Origin of the sequence: Niabella insulisoli (assembly GCF_039652435.2) — a bacterium.
Lineage (GTDB): Bacteria > Bacteroidota > Bacteroidia > Chitinophagales > Chitinophagaceae > Niabella > Niabella insulamsoli.
Genome location: NZ_CP190246.1, coordinates 2,239,164 through 2,259,475 on the forward strand (window position 1 = coordinate 2,239,164; position 20,312 = coordinate 2,259,475).

A 20,312-nucleotide genomic window follows, 5' to 3' on the forward strand; every position below is an offset into this window, starting at 1 on the left:
AGTTTATAAAATATTACAGCTAAGCCATGTTATTACGTAACGGTTTATGTTTGCTGCTGATGGTCCTGGGCCTTGCCTGTGGCGCAGCGAAAAGCAGCGATCCAGCATTTGTCCTCGATGAACATTCGGTCATTTACACTTCCGCGCAGCCCGGAGACCCGGTTTACCGGGCCGTGCTCGCCTTACAGCGCGATATCCGCAAAATACTGGGAGTCACAATTGCTATTCAGCCTTTGTCGGCGGCGGATGGCTCTGGTCTACTCATCGTTAATTCGGCAACGGACGGGCTGTTGGAACCGTTTATCGGTTGGGAAAGACATCGCGTATTCACTAGGACAAACGGCAAACTCCGGCAAATGGTGTTGCAGGGCTCGGATATGCGGGGCACGATCTACGCCATCTATACGTTCTCCGAAAAATGCCTGGGCGTTCCCCCGCTCTGGTATTTTAGCCATTGGGAGGCCCGGCGCCGTTCCCGCGTGGTGATCCCAGGCTCCACCGACCTAAGGTATGCGCCGCCCACCGTTCGATACAGGGCCTGGTTTCCCAACGACACCGATCTTTTTGAACCATGGAGAAAACAGGCGCCTGAACATGATGAAATGTGGCTGGAGGCAGCGCTACGCCTGAAATTAAATACCATTGAGTGGTTTGACAGTGAAATTGATTATAGCCGGCCTTACAGCCTGTCGCCCACGACCCGGCTGATCAGCGCTTACGGCTTGGTCAACACCACTCATCACCACAGCCCGCTGAACGCTTCCTTTAGGGGCTGGGACGACTACTGGCGCCTTACCAGGGATACGGTGCCTCCCCGCCTGCTATTGCGCCATACCCGTCAATTGCTAGAGTTCTGGCGTTACAATGTGGAAAGCATTGCGCGGCATCATGTCAATATGTTGTGGGTGATCGGTTTCAGGGGAAATGGCGACCGCCCCTTCTGGTCGACTTTTGAAGATGCGCCGGCATCAATGCAGGCCCGAGGCCGTATCATTGACCAGATGATGCAGGAGCAACAGCGGATCGTTAAAGAAGTGACCGGCGATGAGCAAGCCGTGTTCCGCACCATTTTTTATGACGAACTTTCCGATCTGCTGGCAGAAGGGCTGCTGCATCCGCCAGCCGATTCCGGCTTTATCCGCACCTATGTGGCCGCTCGCCGGGACCACTATCCCAACCTGGACGTACAGCAACTTGACGCCGCTAAAAATTACCGGCTGGGGTATTATTTCAACTACCAGTTTACCTCCACCGGCAGCCACCTGGCTGCGGGCGAGGGGCCCTGGAAGATGGAAGCGAATTACCGGTATGTCGCAGCCAGATCGCAACAGCCGCTCGCGTTTTCAGTCGTGAACGCCGGCAACCTCCGCGAATTCCTGATGGAGTTGTCGGCCCATGCAAAGATGATGTGGGACATGGACCATTATGACACCGACGCCTTCCTGCTCGAATTTTGCACCCAGTATTTTGGCGCAGCTGATGCCGCAGCGGCGGCGGCTCTTTACAAAGCTTATTACGAAAGCTACTGGCAACAGCGGCAACCCGATCTCCAGGGTTTTGACCGCCAGTTTATTTTCCAGGACCTGCGTTATAAAAGAGCCATTGTAGAGATCGCCCAACAGTTTCATAGCGCGGCCAGCAACCCGGATCCGCTGACCGATATCGCGGCGGAGCAGGTCAAAGGCCGCACCTACCGGATCGTTCCTGAAGACAACCACGCAACCCACCAGATCGATGCCATTATCAATGGCACGAGCGCTTCAGCCGACAAGTTTCTCGCCGTCAGCCAGAAAGCCCAAAAGCTCATCGGAAAACTACCAAAACCGCGCCGGCTGTTTTTCCGTGACAACCTGCTGCAGCCCGCCACTTACATGTATTTTCTTAACGAAACCCTCCTACAGCTGGCCAAAGGCTATCAGGAAAGCCAGCCCCACCTGAAGCGGGCTTTTGCGAAAAAAGCAGAGCAGGCTTTTCAACAGGCCGCGGCAGCCCTGGCCCAGACCGCCACCGGAAATTTTGCAGGATGGTATGCCAGCGACCGCATCTTTGGCCTGAAGGCAGTTGCCCAAAAACTGGAGGGATTATAAGTAAGCTGGTCTAGATCTTTCATCTCTTTTTGAGCCTTTTGCTATCACCGCGATCAATCTATTGATATTTTCGCATGCCGGCACCGGTCATGAAAAAGAAATTAGGCCATAGCAGGATCAGAGATAGTAGGACGCCCAGTTTCCACCCTACCGGCGTAGCGTCTTTCAAAAGATCCGGTTCCGTTTACCAAAACAGAGAAGTCGTACCACCCGCTACTTTTTGAAAAATCAATGACTACTTCATCCTTGCCTAACGGAGGGATCCTTCTTTCCCGGTCTTTTTGGCCATAGCAATGATCTTTAATAGTGATGGCGGCTGATTTTGTAGTGGGATTCGATAGCAACAGTTTTAAAGTTGGCCGCCCCCCTAAGGCGCTGCCTCCATCGCTGCACACAACATGTAAATCTGGCTGGTCTATATTTCCTCTCAGTTCTCTAAAGAAGCCATTTGGGCCGAAGAGCATAAAATGATATAAAGGGGAATCTGAATATGCGAGAGGCATGGTGTAGGTAAGATGCTCGCCAGCTGCAACGGCAAAAGACCAGTTGGCCTCGCCCCGCGATGCTCCATTGTCTGACACCGCATATTTGTATAAAAGAAATGGGCTTCCGGCCGCTTTAGCCTTGAAAATATTGTTAGACGCTTCAAAACGAAAGCTAATCTCCCTTTTGGTTCCGTCGAGGTTACCGTCTGCATATAATTCGTATGGAAGCGCTGATGAAGGCTTTATACCTTCTTCCTGTTTAAAAAAAGTTTTTGTGTAGGTAAAATCGGCCCTTAAAAGTTCCCGTTCTTCTTTAGACAAGGGATTCACCATCGCTGGCAAGGGACGGAAGCGGGCTTCGTTTATATTTTTCACGTAAACATCCCTTTCCATAAATGCCAGGTCCTTGATTTTTTCACCGTTGTAGGGATGAAAAACTGATGACAAGTCGCCGCAAATCGCCCGCCGCCATTCAGAAATATTTTCTAAACGCAAACGCTTACCCGTTTTACGCGACGCAAAATTTTCGATAAATTGGACCACGGAGGTATGATCGAAGACCTGAGAATTGACAATACCACCTCTAGACCACGGGCTCGCAACGATGAAGGGAACCCGGTATCCCAAGCCGATGGCATGTTCGCGGGCTTTGTCGGGTCGCACACCTTTTTGTTTAAGCTCATCATTGAAGGTGACAAATTCTTTATCTAAATTCGTGATAGTTTTGGAAACGTCCCCTGTTGCCTTAGATCTCCAGTCGGGCGCGGTAAAAGGAGGTACATGATCAAAATATCCATCATTTTCATCATAAGTCAATATAAAAATTGTTTTTTTCCAAATCTCCTCGTTGTGAGTAAGAATACTCAATACCTCTGACACATACCAGGCTCCAAACCAGGGTGCAGAGGGATGATCTGAAAAATATTGCGGCGCTACAAGCCAAGAAACTGCAGGCAGCGTTTTATTCCGCACATCCTTCCTAAAGTTTGCTAAAATGTCGGACTTCGGAATTCTTTATAGCCGCATTTTTATCGCATCTGCCACTACCGGTTAAGATCTTCGCGCCGGTCATCACGTGTATTTTTGGTTTGTTACATTTTTGAAAAAAACATTTCAACTGTGTTACAAATTTGTGACATTTTTTTTGTTACGTTTTTAAAGTGTAACAAAAAATTTTGTCACAATAAGGTCGGCCAATATTTACACGATGGCCTCAAATCCTTGCCGGCAGGGCGTTTTGACCGCATCTACTGTGAAGCCCCTGCATTGCCGCATTTGCTAAAAACTTCTAAAAAGCCCCAACGACTGCGCTAAGCGGCTGTTGGCGGCTGTAGGTTTGCCCTATTGTTTACTTTAAAAAACACTTTTATCTAGGCTATTAAGGATCCGTTTCAATTTGATCCTTGGTTGGCAAATCAGTTATAAAACAAAAAAGGCCCGCTTATGCGAACCTTTTCATCTGATTGATAACCTGTGCCCCAGGCGGGACTTTTAATAGTATTTGTAATCAATGAGATATAAAAATATGGTGTCAAATTTGTGTCTTTCGCGCAGTTCAAGTCCTCTGAAACCCTTTTCTGCACGCTTTTTCACAGTTTTTCCCGTGTGTCATTTTAAAGGTAAAAAATTATAATTAAACGCTGTTTTTTCATTTTTTACGCAGTATAAGAGAACTAAAAAAAGACTGACCGTGCCCGCGAAAGGATTTATAGTTCTCGTAGAATTTACTATAATTTCAGTGCCGGTTGAGAAATCCTACTTGCTTTTTTTATATTCAGCCACTGCATCCTGAATATCCTCCTTAATGAATTCCCAATGCTTACCGCGAAGACATATAGGGTTGAAGTCTTCGTCAGCCAATTCAAAATTGGTAAAGTTGCTCAATATAATTTCTTCTTCATGATCATGCATATATCGTTGCTCATGTAAAGCGAGCATTAATGATAGCGGATAATGATCCAGGAGTTCATGCAAATCCCAGAAATCTTTTTTGCGTCCTCTTCTTTGAACGACATCTATTTTCATTGCCACAATCTCTTCTATAGTTGCCAGACGTATATTGTCAACGACCAAAGCTGGATGAATAAACGTATCTGTATAATATACATCCAGTTTGATGGCATCCTTTTCATTATTGCCTACACTATAAGATTTCCCAAATCCAGGATTAAGGAAGAAAAATGATTGTAATAGGGAAATGTCTTTTCTATAATTTTATCAATAACATTAAAATTGATTTCACCATAAGAAACATAGCTAAAAAGATCTATGTCGACCGACTCCCTATGTCCTAGTTGCAGGCTTAAAGAAGCGCCTCAGTAATTGTATTATAGTGCATATCTATTTTTGATGAATAAGTCGCATAGATTGTTGGTAGGTATCTTTCGCAATAACCGATTTCACCTTAGCTATTCCGTAAAAACGCTTCATTTCTTTTTTTTCGGCATCATTACCTCTTGCAAAAACACGTTGGATAACCGCTGTGTATTGCTTTTCCCAATCGATCTTATTTATATCAGTATCCCAGAATAATGCCTTCCTTAATTTTGAAAGATCGGGTGATGCGCTTTTTAGCTTTTGCTTTGCCTGGTTGATATCATAGTAAGTTTGAAGTATTGCCAAAGAGCCTTCGGGTAAATTCAACTCTTTTTCGATCTTTACAGCCAGAGAAACAGGCAGCCCACGTTTTCCTTTTGTTATTGCGTTAAATGTTTGTGGATGCTCATTCAACAAAATAGCAAAAGGGCGTTGCTTAATGGAATGTCTTTTTAATTCGCGTTCCAAAACGATTCCAGGATGCATGCCTTTATATTTTTCAAATCGAGATATCACAATACAAATGTGAACAATTTTGCTTACATTTTAACGCAAAGTGCTACTCACTGAAATGTAACAGTAGAAAGTGCAACATTTTTTTATTTTTAGATAAAGCTTGCCGTTTGAACAAAACGAAACTTTTATCTTTCTTATTTATCGTCTTGCGCTTGCAAAATCTATGCGCAGCATGAGCCCCTACCCGATGTCAGCCCCTTATTTGTTATCACCGATAAAACACTTTATACGCCTGGAGAAACGATCTGGTTTAATGGCTACTTTTTGCCACAGGAGATACTGGCCGACAGTCTTCAACCTGATATGATGTCCGTCGGCTTGATAAGGCAGGACACTATTGGCTATGCAATGATTCAAAATTATCTTGTCCAAGATAACCTTTGTGCCGGCAGCCTTACTCTACCGCCCAGGCTGCGAGCCGGTAGTTACGAACTGGTTGCAGCACTTAATCTTTTAGAACCCACAGGCAAGCCCCGCTTTGTTTTTAGGAAACGAATTACTATACAAACTTTGGAGCAGCCACCTTTTTTTCTATCATTCCAAATCGACTCCAGCATCTCTTCAGATATGTTACACATTTCGGTGCAGGCTTTGCCTACCGATCCTACAGCACCCATAAAGAAAAGCAATTTCATCTCCTACCACCGGCCCGGTAATAAAACCCAAACACAAAAATTAGATATATCGGGAAGAGCCACCTTAAAAATCCATATAAATAAATCAGATACTACGCTGCCGGTATTGTACACGGTTACCAATTTTAATGGCCAATCCATCCCATACTCTGTTTGGCTCCCTGTGCAAAAGAAAATAATGAGCATGAGGGTTTGTCTTAGCCCCCTAAAAGGCTGGACTAAAATTGTAAATTAATTTAGTCACAGTAAATTTAGGAATTATGACGAAAACAAGACGACAGTTTACGCCTGAGGAGAAGTACAGCATCCTTCAGGAAGCAGAGCGGGAAGGGACAACCGAGGTAGCCCGTAAGTACAACTTAGCTCATTCAGTACTTAGTTACTGGAGGAAAAAGTATCTGGCCAAAGGCAAAGACGGTTTAAAGGCCAGTTATAAGAAGGTTGATCCACAGCTCAGAGCTTTGGAGGAAGAGAACGAACGGTTAAAGCGGCTGATAGCTAAACAGGCCATTGAGCTGGAGTTTAAAACCGAGCTTTTAAAAAAAAGCGATGCCCATTATCAGAAACTAAGGAAATGATCGTTGAGTACAAAAGCAAGGTCGGCGTGAATGCTCTTTGCCAGTGGGCATCAGTAGCCAGGAGCAGTCTGTATTATCATGCTCATCCTGGTCCAAGAGGGATCAGGCCGAGTACGCACACGATGATAGGTAATTGCGGCCTGGTAGAAAATAGCCTGGTCGTAGACCAGATGCGTGCTATTCTTTCGATGGACTATTGCGTGTATGGTTACCGGAAGATGACCGAAGAGCTGCGTGATCTGGAGTACACGATCAATCCTAAGAAGGTGTATCGTCTAATGAAGGAAAGCCATTTATTATGCGGCAAGCGTATAAAAGTTCAAGGTAAACGCAAATGGGTGGAGCATCGCCGAATTGAGGCAAAACATCCTATGGAATATCTGTGTCTGGATATCAAATACATCTGGGTTCAGGGCGAAGGCCGCTGGTATTACCAGTTAGCCATAATGGATGTGTTCAGCCGCAGGATCCTGTGCTGGATTTTTCAGCGAAGCGTCCGCCAAACAGATGTAATTGCACTGATGCGATGGCTGGACCTTCGTTTTGGCTTAAAGGGGGTCATCATCCGCAATGACAATGGTTCACAGTTCATCGCCCATAAGGTTCGCGAAGCATTACGGTCGATGGAAGCAAAACAGGAATTTACACACGTGGCCACGCCTGAGGAAAATGCCTATATCGAGGCCTTTCACTCCATCGAGCAGCATGAGTTGATCGAGCGGCATTCTTTTGCAAGCTTCTACGACGCCAAGCAGCACATTGAAAAATATATGCACTGGTACAACCGAAGACGCAAACATGGCGCTATAGGCTTCATTACACCAATGCAAAAATGGGCACAGGGCTTATCCCGGACAGCTGTTAAGGCACTAATGAAGCAAGGGGCGATGTGCTTGTCAAGGCCGGACAGCATGGCTATGAGCGCTGAGTCCGCTTTGTATAGCCTTGACAAGTGCAGCGAACCGGCTTATCTTTGCCTGGACGGTGACCGGGATAACGATGAATTAGTAGCAAACCATTTTGAAAAATCAGTCCAGTTTATAAGGGGTTAAGACAGGTTAATAAAGACAGTAGCAATAAGAATATCTTAACTGCTAAACTGCTATTAACAAAAAATGTGATTGACGATACACTTGAAGTGACCGTACAGTCTACTCAACTAAAGAATGTGTTATTATCCCGACAAAGTCTTCATAGTGGAAAGGCTGAAATCTCAGATCTCATACCAGTATCAGCAGAAAGGAAGCTGGCACTTCCTATGCATGACGCTGCACGTGGTCTTCATCTTTTATCCTTACTAGATGACAAAAGAAAGCTATTGGATCAACAACCATTTTTTGCGCATTACAACAAGCGCCATAAGCTGGAATTGCGCACAGAAAAGGATTTCTTCCATACACGCGAAAAGATAGCAGTAACCATTAATTTGAAAAATTTGCAAGGCAAGCCCACTAAAGCCATTTGTACAATTTCCTGTGTGAATATCGACCGGATCGAAGCCAATAACCGATTGTCGTTCTCCGATTATTATTACGGATACGCGCTACAACAATCCTATAGTCAAAAAAAACTAAAGCCTATGGTAAATGCGGGTTTAACCAATCATTTCACTATAAAAAATTTACATAAGGCTTTTATTGAAGCTGGTCTTGTATATGCTACAGATTATGAAGGAGCCGAAATAAAAAAAAGTACGATTTTATTTATAAGAAGAGATTCTATTACGAATGTTGCAACAACTGACAGTAATGGGCGATATTATCCTAAACCCAGAGACTTAGTGGTAAGGGAAGGGTAGTCCGTTTTCCATAAATGCAGGTAATGATGTGGTAGGTATTGACTCGAAAAGTTCGGTTTATGCCTTTATACTAGGCAATCCCATGAAAAAGCCAATGATGTTTTTGCAAAAGCCGGGACTGCCCGTTGATGTTAAAAAACTGGAACAGCAAAGCAGTAGCAGCCAGATAATAAACGATCACAACAGGGCAATAACAATGCAAAATGTTGTTGTTCGTGCAAAAAGAGCTAGGATGTACGCCGATGCTTTTTGGGGAACGATTGTGGAGATTTTGTTTGCCCAGTTAATATTCTTAACTGTCCGGGACATAGAGGATACAAAGGCATTACCACCCCCGTGAAAGGTGTGGTATACAGAAGGCCGCACCAGATCGGTGGTGGTACTATAATGTATCGTGGTTGCGCCACTGATGATGCCGAACGCATCAATACCACTCGATTATTTAGGGGAATGGACGAAGAAAAGTTACCGCACAAAGAACCGCTCCAGTATTTATCAACACTATACTGGTCTCCCGCTATTATGATAGATGGTTCCTATAATCTTTCTTTTTTTAGTAGCGACCTTGTTGGCAGATATAGAATTACTGCGGAAGGAGTGGCTGAAAATGGTGATATACTTTATGCGGAAAAAGGTCGTAATTAAAGAACTTTAATGACGTACACCCCATAAAATTGAACGTCAGGCCTTAATCAAAGATCACAATTTAATTTCCCAACTGCAATAAAACAAATGCAGAAATCAGTCATAATGGCTAACGGTATGGCGGCTGGTAAACAAAAGCAAGACTACTGATATAATAGCGGAAATATCGTCAATCCATTCTAGTCGTCGATGAAGCAAGGAACAAAAGCCGAAGATCATTTAGGGAGTAATCATCTAAAGATTACCAACTTTCCTCTTAAATTCCAACAAGTAATAAGAAATTTGTTCGGTAAGCGATTTCTGTAATTGTAGTATGTCGCTTCGATTATATGGGCGCATGACATCTATTGCCTTTTGACGCAGCCGTTGTTGTAATTGCTGCTCATATCTTCCGCATAATTGTTGAAATACATTTTCGTCTGTTTGGCGGTCTATCTTCCGTGCCTGCTCTTTAAAATTATGACAAATTTCTTCAAAAAAATGAAATGCAGTTTTTCGAAAACTGTCTACTATCAAAACAGGATCTTGCTTCATATCGTTTTTTTGGTTAATGACTATAACAGCGAACTGATATTCCGTAAAAGAATTTTAAAAGCAAGGGCATAATCGATCCCTGCCCTTTCGTCAAACAACTGACAAAAAGCAATAATGAAAATGAGTGCCGGATTGGGTGGACATGCTCCGAAATCCGGCATTTTCCCACTGAGAACCAGTTTACTTCGTTGCCGAAGTTGGGTGGTCTTGCTCCGAAATTTAATTGATTTTTACCCCCAGTTCACTTTAAGTATCGAAAGTAATTTTCACAGTTTAAATAAGCACTAATAGCAAAAATTAAGAAAAGGATGCTGATTTTAAATTTTAATAGCAATTATTAGAGAACATTACTACTCTTTTTGTAATTATGAAGAGAAATTATATTTACGTGATATTCAAAAACTGATCAGGAAAAGTAGAGTGTTCCGGTCTATATCCACCAGATGCCCTGCGCAACAAGATTGTCCGATTTTATATACAAATGGCTAACATCTCCCGGAGAAGAAAACATAACTCGTGCGTTTTTGGGCGTTACAAGCTCTATCATATCATTTTTGAGATTGATGAAAAATATTTCAAAGGTGTCAACCTCTTCTCTACGTTCGTCATCAAGTTGTTCTTCGGAAGCCCCGCTAGAAGGAAATCGTCTTATAATATCTCCTTTTTGTAGTAAATGCAGTTGGGCTGCTGTTATCTTTTTGCTGGTCATACAAAACAATTTTTCTAATGTAAATGGATTATGTCTATATTGAAGTGGAAACTGGAGAGAAAGGGACGTGCAGGTCAGAATGAGTCTACTGTCCGGAAATGGTCCATAGCCTGATGCAACAGCTGCTTTATATTGACATACCGGTTATGGGTTGCACCTTCTTAAGGATACTGATCACTTCTTCCCTTTTTTTATTGAGTCGGATTCCTACGCTTTCGAGTAATTCATTTTCTTTTCCTTTCTCAAATTTCAGATCTGCATCAACCAAAGCCGGATATTTTTCTTTAAGCATTTTTGATTGCCTGGTCCAATCTCCTACTATTTTAAAATCTTCATAGTTTCCTATTTTGTCTTTATACATAATATTTTGTTTAAACTGAAACGGATTACAGGACAAATGTCAGTCCTTTTTAAGGTATTAATATTACACATAAGTGCAATAAACTTGCAAATATCACAGGTTTTCCAGATTTTGCTTGCGCTTTAGGCCGGTAGAAGTAGCTATCCCTGTCTTATTTATAGGCAATCTTATTGCAGAGATTTTGTATGCGATCATAATTCATTTAAAAAATAGGGGCATCAATAGTATTGCTTTTGTTTTCCTGGGAAGTAGCTCTTTTCGCCTGGGCATAGAAGCCGTTATCTCTTTTTACAGATTTAAAACAGTGTACTTGAGCTAGAGCTTCATCACCATTTCTTGTGCATTCCTCATTTTTATATATCAATCTTCTTCCACTACAACTTAAAATGTGGAAGGAATTTGAAAAGACCTTTCACTTGTAAAGATGATTATGGGGTTAAATACAGATATAAACAGTATTGGGTCGGTATGCTTCAATAAGATACCTCCCCTGTTAAATTTTTATCTTGGGTGTTAACACCCAATTATATTTTAAATGATTAGACAGATAATAAAAGCTACATTTGCAGCAGAAGGCATTAAGGCCGATTCAGCTCTTTTGAAATTGTATATTAAAAATATGGTTTGTATTCGTTGCAAGATGGTGCTAAAAGATGAGCTTGTTAAGTTGGGGCTGAATCATTCCCTCGTGGAATTGGGAGAGGCAGAAGTTACTGAAAATATTACACGCGAGCAACGCGATTTTTTGAAAACAGCATTATTAAAATCAGGGCTTGAACTGATGGATGATAAAAAAAGTGTGCTGATTCAAAAAATTAAGAATACTATTATCGAACTCGTTCATTGCTCTGAAGAACCTCTTGTGGTTAATCTTTCCGATTATTTAAGTGAAAAGCTACATTATAATTACACCTACCTGGCCAATCTTTTCTCTGAAGTGCAGGGAACAACAATCGAAAAGTTTTTTATTGCACACAAAATCGAACGTGTAAAAGAGTTGCTGGTATATAATGAATTGAACCTTACCGAAATAGCTTATCTGATGCATTATAGCAGCGTGGCGCATTTATCTAACCAGTTTAAAAAAGTAACAGGCCTTACTCCTTCCCATTTTAAGCAGCTTAAAAACAAACGGCGATCAATGCTGGACGATTTATAGCAGCAACCTGTTTTAGATCAGCTATGCGTAAATCTTATAATCTTTTTATAAAAAGGTGTAATAGTTAATACATTTAATAGCGCGATATTTACTTGTGATTAAATAACGCCATTATTATTTGATCTCCATTATTATGATAGCATTTTTTAGCTTTATTATAGTTCGATCTTTTCTATTTAGAAAGAATAATATTCAAATCCTGCAAAAAGCAAGAAAAAATGAAAACGCAGGGTTGTTTAGCGAAGCAATACAAGACTACGAAACGGCGCTCATTGAATTAAAAACAACGAAGTTTCACCATAGGCTGAAAAGTGAAATTGGCAATAAGATCAAACTGTTACATACAGTGCTGAACTATAACAAGAATATATGCTTTACACATAAGACTGCTTTTTATGTAATCACCGAAAAATGAAACTATTCAAAAATGGCAACAGCTTTTATCTCATTAAAGGAGGCCATCCCTGTGGTAATGAGTGAACAAAGCATTCCCGTAAAGGTTGTGTCTGCACTGGTACATGAAATTCGTAATCCATTGACTGATATCACTCTGTCAACCCATATTTTAAAGACCGGCATTTCTGATAATCGGCTGACTACTTTCCTGGATATCATAACCAGGGGCTCAGAAAGAATGACGACCTGTTAAAAAAATACTGAATTTAGGAACGGCGAATAAAGCAACAGAACAGGATAATACGGTGCATCAAATATTAGATGAAGTGTTGGAAATTACAGCCGACAGCCTTTTACACAGGCAGGTTAAGGTAAATAAGAACTATGCTAGGCAGAATTGTACAATTGCATTTAACATATCTCAAATGCGTATTGCTATTACCAATATTGTCATCAACGCAATTAATGCGATGGCTGCCGGAAAGGGAGAATTAACACTTATCACAAAAGCGATCGATCAGGGCTATGTGTTACAGATCGAAGATAATGGGTGCGGTGTTTCGAAAGATGAACTGAAAAATATTTTCAGGCCGCTTTTTAAAAAAAAGGCCGGAAGGCCTTGGATTAGGGTTGGCAGTAATACACGATATCCTTATTTCCAATCACGGAAATGTAACCGTAGAGTCAGAACCTCAAAAAGGAAACCAGTTTTTATTGTTATTTAAAAATCCTTTTTACACTTTTCCCGCAATCCTGGATTGATTATGATTTTAATATATACGCCCGGATGCGGGATATATGTGTGAATGATGTAACTATTTAGAACAAGCGTGTAATAACTAACCATGTAAATAGCTGCACCTTTGGTTTGTGAAAATTCTTTCACAAAGAAAATTTTTAAAATGAATACAACAAACGACAAAGCTGGAAAAAGCTTTAAAATCACCGGCGATTGGTCTGTACAATCTAAAAATCTCAAAAATAAATTTCCTCAGCTCACAACAGAAGATCTTAAGTATACAACAGGGCAGGAAACAGAGCTGGTTAAAAGGGTTTCAGCAAGACTAGATAAAAAACCAGAGGAAGTAATAGGTATTATTGCAAAGGGAAACCTGACTAAATAAGTAGACCCTTCTATGGAATACTATGAACAATAAATCGACAATTATTGTAGCGTGTTGAGACACGTGCCATAGAAAAGGCAGAGATGAAAGCCTGCCTTTTCTATTAAAACATATGACCGAACGGCAGCAGCAAATCCCTGATCAACTATTAAACCAACAATCATATATTTTAAATGAACGATCACCAATTTGTCTAACTTAGACCTGTCCTAAAAATGATAAGGCTTCACTTCAAAATCCACATCACCACAAAAATGTACAATGATGTCCATTTCTGCCAAGACTGCCGCTTTTATGCGGCAGCATTTTTGTGCTGATAGCTCGCCATGAGCGTATACAACGTGGATATGATTGGCCTTATGGCGTGCCATCATCTAGTTACGAGAGACGCCATCCAGCGTAGCGTGCATAATGGGCCACTCGGGGTTAGTAAGATTCCATCTACGCTGAGTTTCTTCTTTCGACAGCACTACAGCCTTTCCGGTTCCTAAATCGCAATGCAATTCATCGTCTTTGACGTAGATTCTACTCCAGACTATATTTCCGGGCTTGCTAATACCTCTTAAAGTACCGCTCCCTTCTTAAAAAACCTTGCTGGTTGGCGCGCACTCTCGGCACTTTTGTATCCTTCATCAAAAACTTTCCCCCAGGAGAAACTTTCATTGATTTCAAAGTATTTTCGGCTTTCTAAAATTATTGTTGTAACTTTGTCAACTGTTAAGGACACTTAACAAACCTCTTTCAAAGTTCGTTGCAGAATTGCAATTAGTATTTATCTTGCGTTAAAGCACATATTTCCCTGATACTTCCTCTCTTGTAATAAGTTGCCGCTTTATTAGATTTCGATCGAGTAACCTTAAGCGTATTTGCTTAGCGTGCCTTATTATCATTCAAAAAAATTCAACGTTATAAAAAAGCTATCATTCAAAAAATCTACAAATGCAGATTTTTCTACTACTTTAAAATACCGGGTGGCCGTTTATCTAAACGCAACGGGAAAAGATCGTTTCGGCAACCGCGCGATGTTGTTAAAGACAACCGTGATGCTATCCTTATACTTTATTCCCCTTGTCATTATCAGCTTTTGCTCGATAAGCCAAATATGGCAATTATTCGTCCTGTTTTTAATAAGTGGATTTGGGATGGCAGGTGTAGGTATGGGCGTTATGCATGACGCTCTGCATGGAACTTATTCTAAAAATAAATCACTAAATAAATGGATGGGTTATACCATGAATCTTATCGGCGCAAGCGATGAAATATGGAAATTACAGCACAACGTATTACACCATAGCTTTACCAATATTGAAGAGCATGATGACGATATTAATGCTCCGTTCTTCTTGCGTTTTTCACCGCATGCTAAAAAAAATCGGCTCCATTCATATCAACATTATTATGTTTGGCTATTCTATGGCCTTTCCACAATTTCCTGGATTACTTCAAAAGATTTTGTTCGGCTCAATCGCTATACAAAGCTAGGATTGGTCAAGAGTAAAAGCGAGTATCGCCGGATCTTATTTAAAATTATTTTCTGGAAAGTTTTCTATTTTTCATATGTTCTAATTTTACCACTGCTGCTTACAAGCTTTAATGCCTGGTTAATTATAATAGCGTTTTTGAGTATGCATTTCATAACCGGCTTTTGTTTATCTGTAGTGTTTCAAACAGCGCATGTAATGCCAGAGACTTCTTATCCGATACCTGACGGTTCGGGAAAGCTTAAGGATGAGCGATTAGTTCATCAATTAGCAACCACATGTAATTTCGCTCCTCGTAATAAAGTATTCTCATGGTTAATTGGGGGGTTGAATTTCCAAATTGAACATCATCTGTTTCCACATATTTGTCATATACATTATAAAAACCTTGCGCCAATTGTCAAACAAACCACTGAAGAGTTTGGAATTCCTTATCACAGCTATTCCTCTTTCTTTTCTGCTTTAAAGAGTCATGCCCAAATGTTACGGAAACTAGGGTCAACGTCCCTCCAAAGTACAACTTAATTATAAAATCTAATAAAAACAGGAGTGCTAACTAATTATTCTGCTGTTAGAATATTAAAGTAATCACAAACAATCCATTCTATAAAAAAAGCGGTAGGGCTGAGCATAATTGAAGCTTCGCGACTGACCCGTAATAAAATCTAAATATCACTCATGACCTATAGTCAACAAAATAAAAAGCCTTCATGGCAAAAGCAAACAATGAACAAAAAACTAAAAGCGATAGACCCCTCCTTACTTCCTGTTCGCTCCGAAATAGCAAGATCAACATGTTTCGAACCAACTTTGGCATTTGCTTACATGCCCCTTCACCCCTTTCTAAAAAAGTCTGTGTATAAAAAAGGTTACATTATGCCCACAGAAGTACAAGAGCGTTGTATACCTGCAATTCTTGAAGGCGCAGACATTATCGGAATTGCTTCTACGGGTACAGGCAAGACCGCTGCGTTTCTAATCCCTTTTGTACAGCAACTGTTGCGTAATAAAAATCATTCAGGATTGGTGGTTGTTCCAACGAGAGAATTGGCGCAGCAAATTTTTGAAGAATTTAAATCCTTAACGGCAGGCATGAACTTTAGAGCTGTTTGCTTTATAGGAGGTACTCCTATCAGTTCCGACATTTCCCAAACCTCTCTAACAAATCACTTGATTATTTCTACACCTGGAAGACTGTTAGATCTTGTACGTAGAGAGGCCATTCATTTAGATACGGTGAAGGTCTTAATACTAGACGAGTTTGACCGCATGTTGGATATGGGCTTTATTAATGATGTAAAAGCTATTATTTCATACACCGCATTGCGAAAACAAACGTTATTATTCTCAGCTACCATCAAAGCTTCTCAGAAAAAGCTAATTGATACAATAACCAATAATCCAGCAATCATCGATGTTAGTAGTGGGCATTGGGCCAGCGCGTCGGTGGAGCAAAATATGCTTGAAGTGGGCCCTCATGAAGACAAGTTAGAAGTGCTTTTTAACTTGTTAAGTAAAGACAACTTCAAAAAGGTAATGCTATTTGCGGAAACAAAGAGAATAGTAGATAAAGTCAATAAGCAACTCGTACGAAAAGGCATAAAATCAAATGCCATACATGGGAATAAATCACAAAATTATCGCACGAAGGCTATTGAGGAATTTAAAGCCGGACATACGCGTGTATTGATTGCTACAGATGTTGCATCCAGAGGCCTTGATGTGCAAAATGTCACGCATGTGATCAACTACCAACTTCCTCAAAACATCGAGGCTTATATACATCGCATAGGACGAACGGGCAGGGCTGGGAAAAAAGGCATAGCCTACACATTTATAAATTAAAAATTACAAATATGAAACAAGGAACAGTGAAATTTTTTAATCACGAAAAAGGTTTTGGATTTATTAGTCCTCACGAAGGAAGCGGAGATATTTTTGTACATAAAACCGGCCTTATCGATCAGATTAATACCAGCGATAAAGTAACCTACTCAACACGGGATACCACCAGAGGAATTGAGGCATTTGAAGTAAAGCAGGCTCGTTAAATATTAGCTATTTCCGTTAGGAAATATGCTTCGATCTCGAATCAATTGCCATTTTAAGAAACAAAGGCCATCGAATTATGATGGCCTTTTTTCTAACTAAGTTTATTTTATGAATATGAATAGATCCTAATCCGAAACATAAGCTTTCAGATTAAGTCTTTACTTATAAAAATTATAGATATTTTTCATCAAAAGTTTGACGGCTGGGCTGTTCTTTAAACGATTCTAGTAAAGAATCAAATTATTGGGCATTCTCCATATCTGGTTTTTCAAATGTCTTAAAAATTTTAAACTCAGAACCCGCATTTTTTGAGGCAAGCTATTTTTTATCTTATAATTAGTAAATAAAGGCCCTACAGCTGATACTCGAGCTTTTTTTACCGCTTCACATCATAACTGAAAAAATCAAAAAACAGCGCTTTCATCATTATTTGACACCTTTTTAAAACCCGTGACAAAATAGCACGCCATCCCACTCCTTAATTCTCTGTACCAATCCCACTCTTTTAAATCGATTGTACTTCCGGTAACGGCATAATTGTTTAGAAGGGCTATCGCATCGCCAGTAAACCAAACATTGTTACACAGGACTTCCTTATCAACACCGAGTATTTTAATCATTTTAATATAAATTTAAAATTAAGTAAGACATGCATGTTAGTAGTGCCCTGTCTAAAACAATAGCCACACTTCTAACTTGAATACGATTGAAAGGAAATTATCTTTTGGGCGAAGAAAAAAGAATGGAGCATACTAGCCCAGAAAACGTTTTGCTACACTTGTATTTTACTAAAGGTACACTTTTTTAATCGCAATCATCACTATTATTATTTAGGAAAAAATCAATTAGCACTTCAGATTCATTAGAGTTACAAAGCTGCTGTAAATGGTCGAAATATTGGTTAGGCAGAAAGTGAAAGCGGCCTACAAAACAAGAAGTCGAGCCATTACCATTTACCTGTGTGACGTGCCGTAGGGCAGACTTGAATTCACCCGAAAACGAAAGGCAAGTGTGTCAGATTTGTGTCGCAATTTTGTAGAACGCGAAATTACCGTTACGCCATTCAAAGAAAGAAAAATAGGGAGATTTAAAACAATCTATCTTTATGACGTGACTGTTTAAACTCCCTATATCTTCAATCAAATTTAGTTTTCAAAAACCTCGGAAATATTCATATTGTCAGTTGCAAATTTTGCATAGTTGTCAATGAAGTAGTTCTTTAGTTGTTGGGCCTGCCTGTCATAAGCCTTTCCATCTTTCCAGTTGTTTCGCGGACATAATATACCTGTGGGCACGTCAGGACAGCTTAAAGGAATATTTAATCCGAATGTCGGATCGGGTTTGAATAATACATCACCTAATTTTCCTGAAAGGATTGCGGCGATGATTTTCCTGGAAATATCCAACGGAATGCGGTAGCCTTCGCCATAAGCTCCCGCAATCCATCCAGTGTTTACCATCCATACAGTTACTTCGTTTTTTACAATTTGCTTTTCCAGCATGTTGGCGTAAACCCTGGGATGCAGTGGCATAAAGGGTGCACCAAAACAAGCGCTAAATGTCGGCTTCGGCTCTTTAATCCCATTTTCTGTTCCGGCAACCTTTGCCGTGTAACCATTCAAAAAATAAAAGTTTGCCTGCTGTAGGAATAACTTCGATACAGGCGGTAGTACCCCAAAAGCGTCGCAGGTTAAAAAGATGATGTGTTTAGGGTTTCCAGCCATTGCATTAGTCACTCTATTGCTGATATGGGAAAGCGGATAAGATACCCGGGTATTTTCAGTTATAGAGCTATCATTAAAATTGATGATATTGCTATTTTCAAAAAATCGTGTGTTTTCAACTAAAGCGCCTTTTTTAATCGCATTATAGATATCAGGTTCCTTTTCCTCAGTTAAGTGAATGCATTTCGCATAACAGCCGCCTTCGAAATTAAATATCCCTGTTTCACTCCATCCATGTTCATCATCACCAATTAATCTCCGGTAGGGATCAGTACTTAAAGTCGTTTTACCTGTTCCGCTCAATCCAAAAAACAAAGCGGTTGAACCATCACTGCTCATGTTAGCGGCGCAATGCATTGGGAGAACATCCTGTTGTGGCAATAAATAATTAAGCACCGTAAAAACAGCTTTTTTGATTTCTCCTGTATAGCCAGAACCAACGATTAAAATGATCTTTTTTTCAAAATTAATGATGATTGCATTTCCTTGTCGGGTGCCACACTTCGTAGGGTTTAGCTTTAAACCGGGTGCTGAAATAATATGCCAATCCGGTGTCACAACGCTTTTGTTTATTTCTTCTGGACGTATCAGCATGTTATATGCAAACAAATTCATAGCTGGCAGTTCATTTACAATTCTAAATGGTATTTGATATTTTGGGTCTGCGCAAGCATAAGCATCCCTGACATATAAAGCATTTCGAGCGTTTAAATATCTGGTTGCTTCATCAAGGATAGCTTCAAAGTATACAGGATCCAGGGGATTATTAAACTCAGACCAGTCGATACGATCTTTCTCAGCTCCACCATAGACGATGTATTTATCTTTTGGCGAGCGTCCGGTAAACTGCCCGGTATTTATGACTAAAGCCTCCGTGTTATTTACCACTCCCTGCTTTTGATTTATGGCAGCGATTGTAAGCTCATTCGGTGATAGCTGGTAACAAATTTTTTCAAGAGAAAAATTAAGTTTTTTAAGGCTTTTGAGGTTTGAAGTTTGTACATGAGTCATTGTCAAGCATTTTGTTTGCTCGCAAAAGTATATTAGATTTTATCTATCACCCATGTATTAAAAGGTCATTTAATTATATATTTTTCATTAAAATCATTATATAATAGATATATTCTAATATAAAATCGATTTTTTCAGATGTTAAAAATCGCTTTTAGTATTTTATTTGGATAAAATAAATTTTTTCTTCCCCATGGAATAGTTGGCTTCGTAATAAAAGGTCACCATTAAGTTTCCCAGCCATATCAATTCATAATCATCTTTTAAGTAACTCCAATGCCTACACTTCTAGAAATGCAAGCTTCCGTAAATAAAGCAACTTCTGTAAGTCGACATTTTAATTACAAAAAAATTTTAACAACCGAACTTTTAAAAAAATATGGCATACAGACTTTTGTAGATTTTGCTTTAATTATTGAATTTTTAAAGACCCAAAAACCTCATGCTAATCAACGAAGTGAATGCTATGAGTTGAATCAACAGGGGCGTGTAAAGCTCGGGCCTTCTTTAGTCGGATTTCTAGTTCATCGATATCCCTTTTCTGAATCGAAAAGTTCTACTTTTTCTGTTTAATACCAATTGTTCAATTTAATAATCTCCGCTGCAAATAACATACAGGCTTCAGTTTACATAACAAATAGCGTTTATAATAAAATTGGTAATTGCTACTATTGAAAACAAACTCACACCACAATTCAATG

Annotated in this window: 23 protein-coding genes; 15 read left to right on the plus strand and 8 right to left on the minus strand. The window is 40.2% G+C overall.

Features of this window, described 5'->3' with window-relative positions; translation table 11 throughout:
* Positions 1-26 precede the first annotated feature (26 nt).
* Positions 27-2,087, plus strand: coding sequence for a glycosyl hydrolase 115 family protein (locus tag ABDK00_RS09325; protein WP_346238311.1), 2,061 nt, complete (start codon positions 27-29; stop codon positions 2,085-2,087).
* Between the two features lie 101 nt (positions 2,088-2,188).
* Here ABDK00_RS09325 and ABDK00_RS09330 read toward each other — a convergent pair whose 3' ends face one another.
* The 3 genes from ABDK00_RS09330 to ABDK00_RS09340 all read right to left on the minus strand — a co-directional run bounded on the left by ABDK00_RS09330 (position 2,189) and on the right by ABDK00_RS09340 (position 5,374).
* On the minus strand, positions 2,189-3,583 hold the full coding sequence (locus ABDK00_RS09330) for an alkaline phosphatase family protein (protein WP_428400563.1): 1,395 nt from the start codon (positions 3,581-3,583) through the stop codon (positions 2,189-2,191).
* Positions 3,584-4,327: 744 nt separating this feature from the next.
* Positions 4,328-4,771, minus strand: a complete 444-nt coding sequence (locus tag ABDK00_RS09335; RefSeq protein ID WP_346238660.1) for a nucleotidyl transferase AbiEii/AbiGii toxin family protein — start codon at positions 4,769-4,771, stop codon at positions 4,328-4,330.
* Between the two features lie 141 nt (positions 4,772-4,912).
* Positions 4,913-5,374: a helix-turn-helix transcriptional regulator gene (locus tag ABDK00_RS09340; RefSeq protein WP_428400319.1), complete on the minus strand. Its 462-nt coding sequence runs from the start codon at positions 5,372-5,374 to the stop codon at positions 4,913-4,915.
* A gap of 294 nt (positions 5,375-5,668) precedes the next feature.
* Here ABDK00_RS09340 and ABDK00_RS09345 point away from each other — a divergent pair, with 294 nt between their 5' ends.
* The 6 genes from ABDK00_RS09345 to ABDK00_RS09370 all read left to right on the plus strand — a co-directional run bounded on the left by ABDK00_RS09345 (position 5,669) and on the right by ABDK00_RS09370 (position 9,060).
* Complete coding sequence (locus tag ABDK00_RS09345; RefSeq protein ID WP_346238309.1) at positions 5,669-6,274, plus strand: hypothetical protein; 606 nt, start codon at positions 5,669-5,671, stop codon at positions 6,272-6,274.
* A gap of 25 nt (positions 6,275-6,299) precedes the next feature.
* Positions 6,300-6,617 carry a transposase gene (locus ABDK00_RS09350; RefSeq protein ID WP_346239625.1) on the plus strand — a complete coding sequence of 106 codons (318 nt, stop codon included), beginning with the start codon at positions 6,300-6,302 and terminating at the stop codon, positions 6,615-6,617.
* The gene (locus tag ABDK00_RS09355) at positions 6,614-7,669 is read left to right on the plus strand and encodes an IS3 family transposase (RefSeq protein WP_428400320.1); all 1,056 of its coding nucleotides are present in this window, start codon (positions 6,614-6,616) and stop codon (positions 7,667-7,669) included. Before ABDK00_RS09350 ends, ABDK00_RS09355 begins: the two co-directional genes overlap by 4 nt.
* Positions 7,670-7,734: 65 nt before the next feature.
* Positions 7,735-8,415 carry a hypothetical protein gene (locus ABDK00_RS09360; protein ID WP_346239558.1) on the plus strand — a complete coding sequence of 227 codons (681 nt, stop codon included), beginning with the start codon at positions 7,735-7,737 and terminating at the stop codon, positions 8,413-8,415.
* Positions 8,416-8,497: 82 nt separating this feature from the next.
* Positions 8,498-8,755, plus strand: a complete 258-nt coding sequence (locus ABDK00_RS09365; protein ID WP_346239559.1) for a hypothetical protein — start codon at positions 8,498-8,500, stop codon at positions 8,753-8,755.
* Entirely contained in the window at positions 8,752-9,060 is a 309-nt protein-coding gene (locus ABDK00_RS09370; protein ID WP_346239560.1) for a hypothetical protein, read from the plus strand. The genes ABDK00_RS09365 and ABDK00_RS09370 overlap by 4 nt, the downstream gene beginning before the upstream one ends.
* Positions 9,061-9,294: 234 nt before the next feature.
* On the opposite strand, the gene ABDK00_RS09375 is transcribed toward ABDK00_RS09370, so the two are convergent.
* From ABDK00_RS09375 to ABDK00_RS09385, 3 genes are all read right to left on the minus strand, one after another.
* Positions 9,295-9,594: a hypothetical protein gene (locus tag ABDK00_RS09375; RefSeq protein WP_346239561.1), complete on the minus strand. Its 300-nt coding sequence runs from the start codon at positions 9,592-9,594 to the stop codon at positions 9,295-9,297.
* A gap of 430 nt (positions 9,595-10,024) precedes the next feature.
* The gene (locus tag ABDK00_RS09380) at positions 10,025-10,303 is read right to left on the minus strand and encodes a hypothetical protein (protein WP_346239562.1); all 279 of its coding nucleotides are present in this window, start codon (positions 10,301-10,303) and stop codon (positions 10,025-10,027) included.
* 127 nt (positions 10,304-10,430) lie between these two features.
* Complete coding sequence (locus ABDK00_RS09385) at positions 10,431-10,664, minus strand: hypothetical protein (protein WP_346239563.1); 234 nt, start codon at positions 10,662-10,664, stop codon at positions 10,431-10,433.
* A gap of 535 nt (positions 10,665-11,199) precedes the next feature.
* Between ABDK00_RS09385 and ABDK00_RS09390 the strand changes: the two genes are divergently transcribed.
* From ABDK00_RS09390 to ABDK00_RS09420, 7 genes are all read left to right on the plus strand, one after another.
* Complete coding sequence (locus ABDK00_RS09390) at positions 11,200-11,823, plus strand: helix-turn-helix domain-containing protein (protein WP_425474805.1); 624 nt, start codon at positions 11,200-11,202, stop codon at positions 11,821-11,823.
* Positions 11,824-12,295: 472 nt separating this feature from the next.
* Positions 12,296-12,472 carry a histidine kinase dimerization/phospho-acceptor domain-containing protein gene (locus ABDK00_RS09395; RefSeq protein WP_425474807.1) on the plus strand — a complete coding sequence of 59 codons (177 nt, stop codon included), beginning with the start codon at positions 12,296-12,298 and terminating at the stop codon, positions 12,470-12,472.
* A 172-nt stretch (positions 12,473-12,644) separates the two neighbouring features.
* A complete protein-coding gene (locus ABDK00_RS09400) occupies positions 12,645-12,944 on the plus strand; it encodes an ATP-binding protein (protein WP_346239564.1) in 300 nt (99 codons plus the stop codon).
* Between the two features lie 177 nt (positions 12,945-13,121).
* On the plus strand, positions 13,122-13,343 hold the full coding sequence (locus tag ABDK00_RS09405) for a hypothetical protein (protein WP_346239565.1): 222 nt from the start codon (positions 13,122-13,124) through the stop codon (positions 13,341-13,343).
* An 875-nt stretch (positions 13,344-14,218) separates the two neighbouring features.
* The gene (locus ABDK00_RS09410; RefSeq protein ID WP_346239566.1) at positions 14,219-15,349 is read left to right on the plus strand and encodes an acyl-CoA desaturase; all 1,131 of its coding nucleotides are present in this window, start codon (positions 14,219-14,221) and stop codon (positions 15,347-15,349) included.
* A gap of 153 nt (positions 15,350-15,502) precedes the next feature.
* Positions 15,503-16,669, plus strand: a complete 1,167-nt coding sequence (locus ABDK00_RS09415; RefSeq protein WP_346239567.1) for a DEAD/DEAH box helicase — start codon at positions 15,503-15,505, stop codon at positions 16,667-16,669.
* An 11-nt stretch (positions 16,670-16,680) separates the two neighbouring features.
* Entirely contained in the window at positions 16,681-16,875 is a 195-nt protein-coding gene (locus ABDK00_RS09420) for a cold shock domain-containing protein (protein ID WP_346239568.1), read from the plus strand.
* Positions 16,876-17,280: 405 nt separating this feature from the next.
* Here ABDK00_RS09420 and ABDK00_RS09425 read toward each other — a convergent pair whose 3' ends face one another.
* Both ABDK00_RS09425 and pckA read right to left on the minus strand, forming a co-directional pair.
* The gene (locus tag ABDK00_RS09425; RefSeq protein WP_346239569.1) at positions 17,281-17,496 is read right to left on the minus strand and encodes a hypothetical protein; all 216 of its coding nucleotides are present in this window, start codon (positions 17,494-17,496) and stop codon (positions 17,281-17,283) included.
* Positions 17,497-18,021: 525 nt separating this feature from the next.
* Complete coding sequence (gene pckA, locus ABDK00_RS09430) at positions 18,022-19,611, minus strand: phosphoenolpyruvate carboxykinase (ATP) (RefSeq protein ID WP_346239570.1); 1,590 nt, start codon at positions 19,609-19,611, stop codon at positions 18,022-18,024.
* A 276-nt stretch (positions 19,612-19,887) separates the two neighbouring features.
* Between pckA and ABDK00_RS09435 the strand changes: the two genes are divergently transcribed.
* The gene (locus tag ABDK00_RS09435; RefSeq protein ID WP_346239571.1) at positions 19,888-20,184 is read left to right on the plus strand and encodes a hypothetical protein; all 297 of its coding nucleotides are present in this window, start codon (positions 19,888-19,890) and stop codon (positions 20,182-20,184) included.
* Positions 20,185-20,312 lie beyond the last annotated feature (128 nt).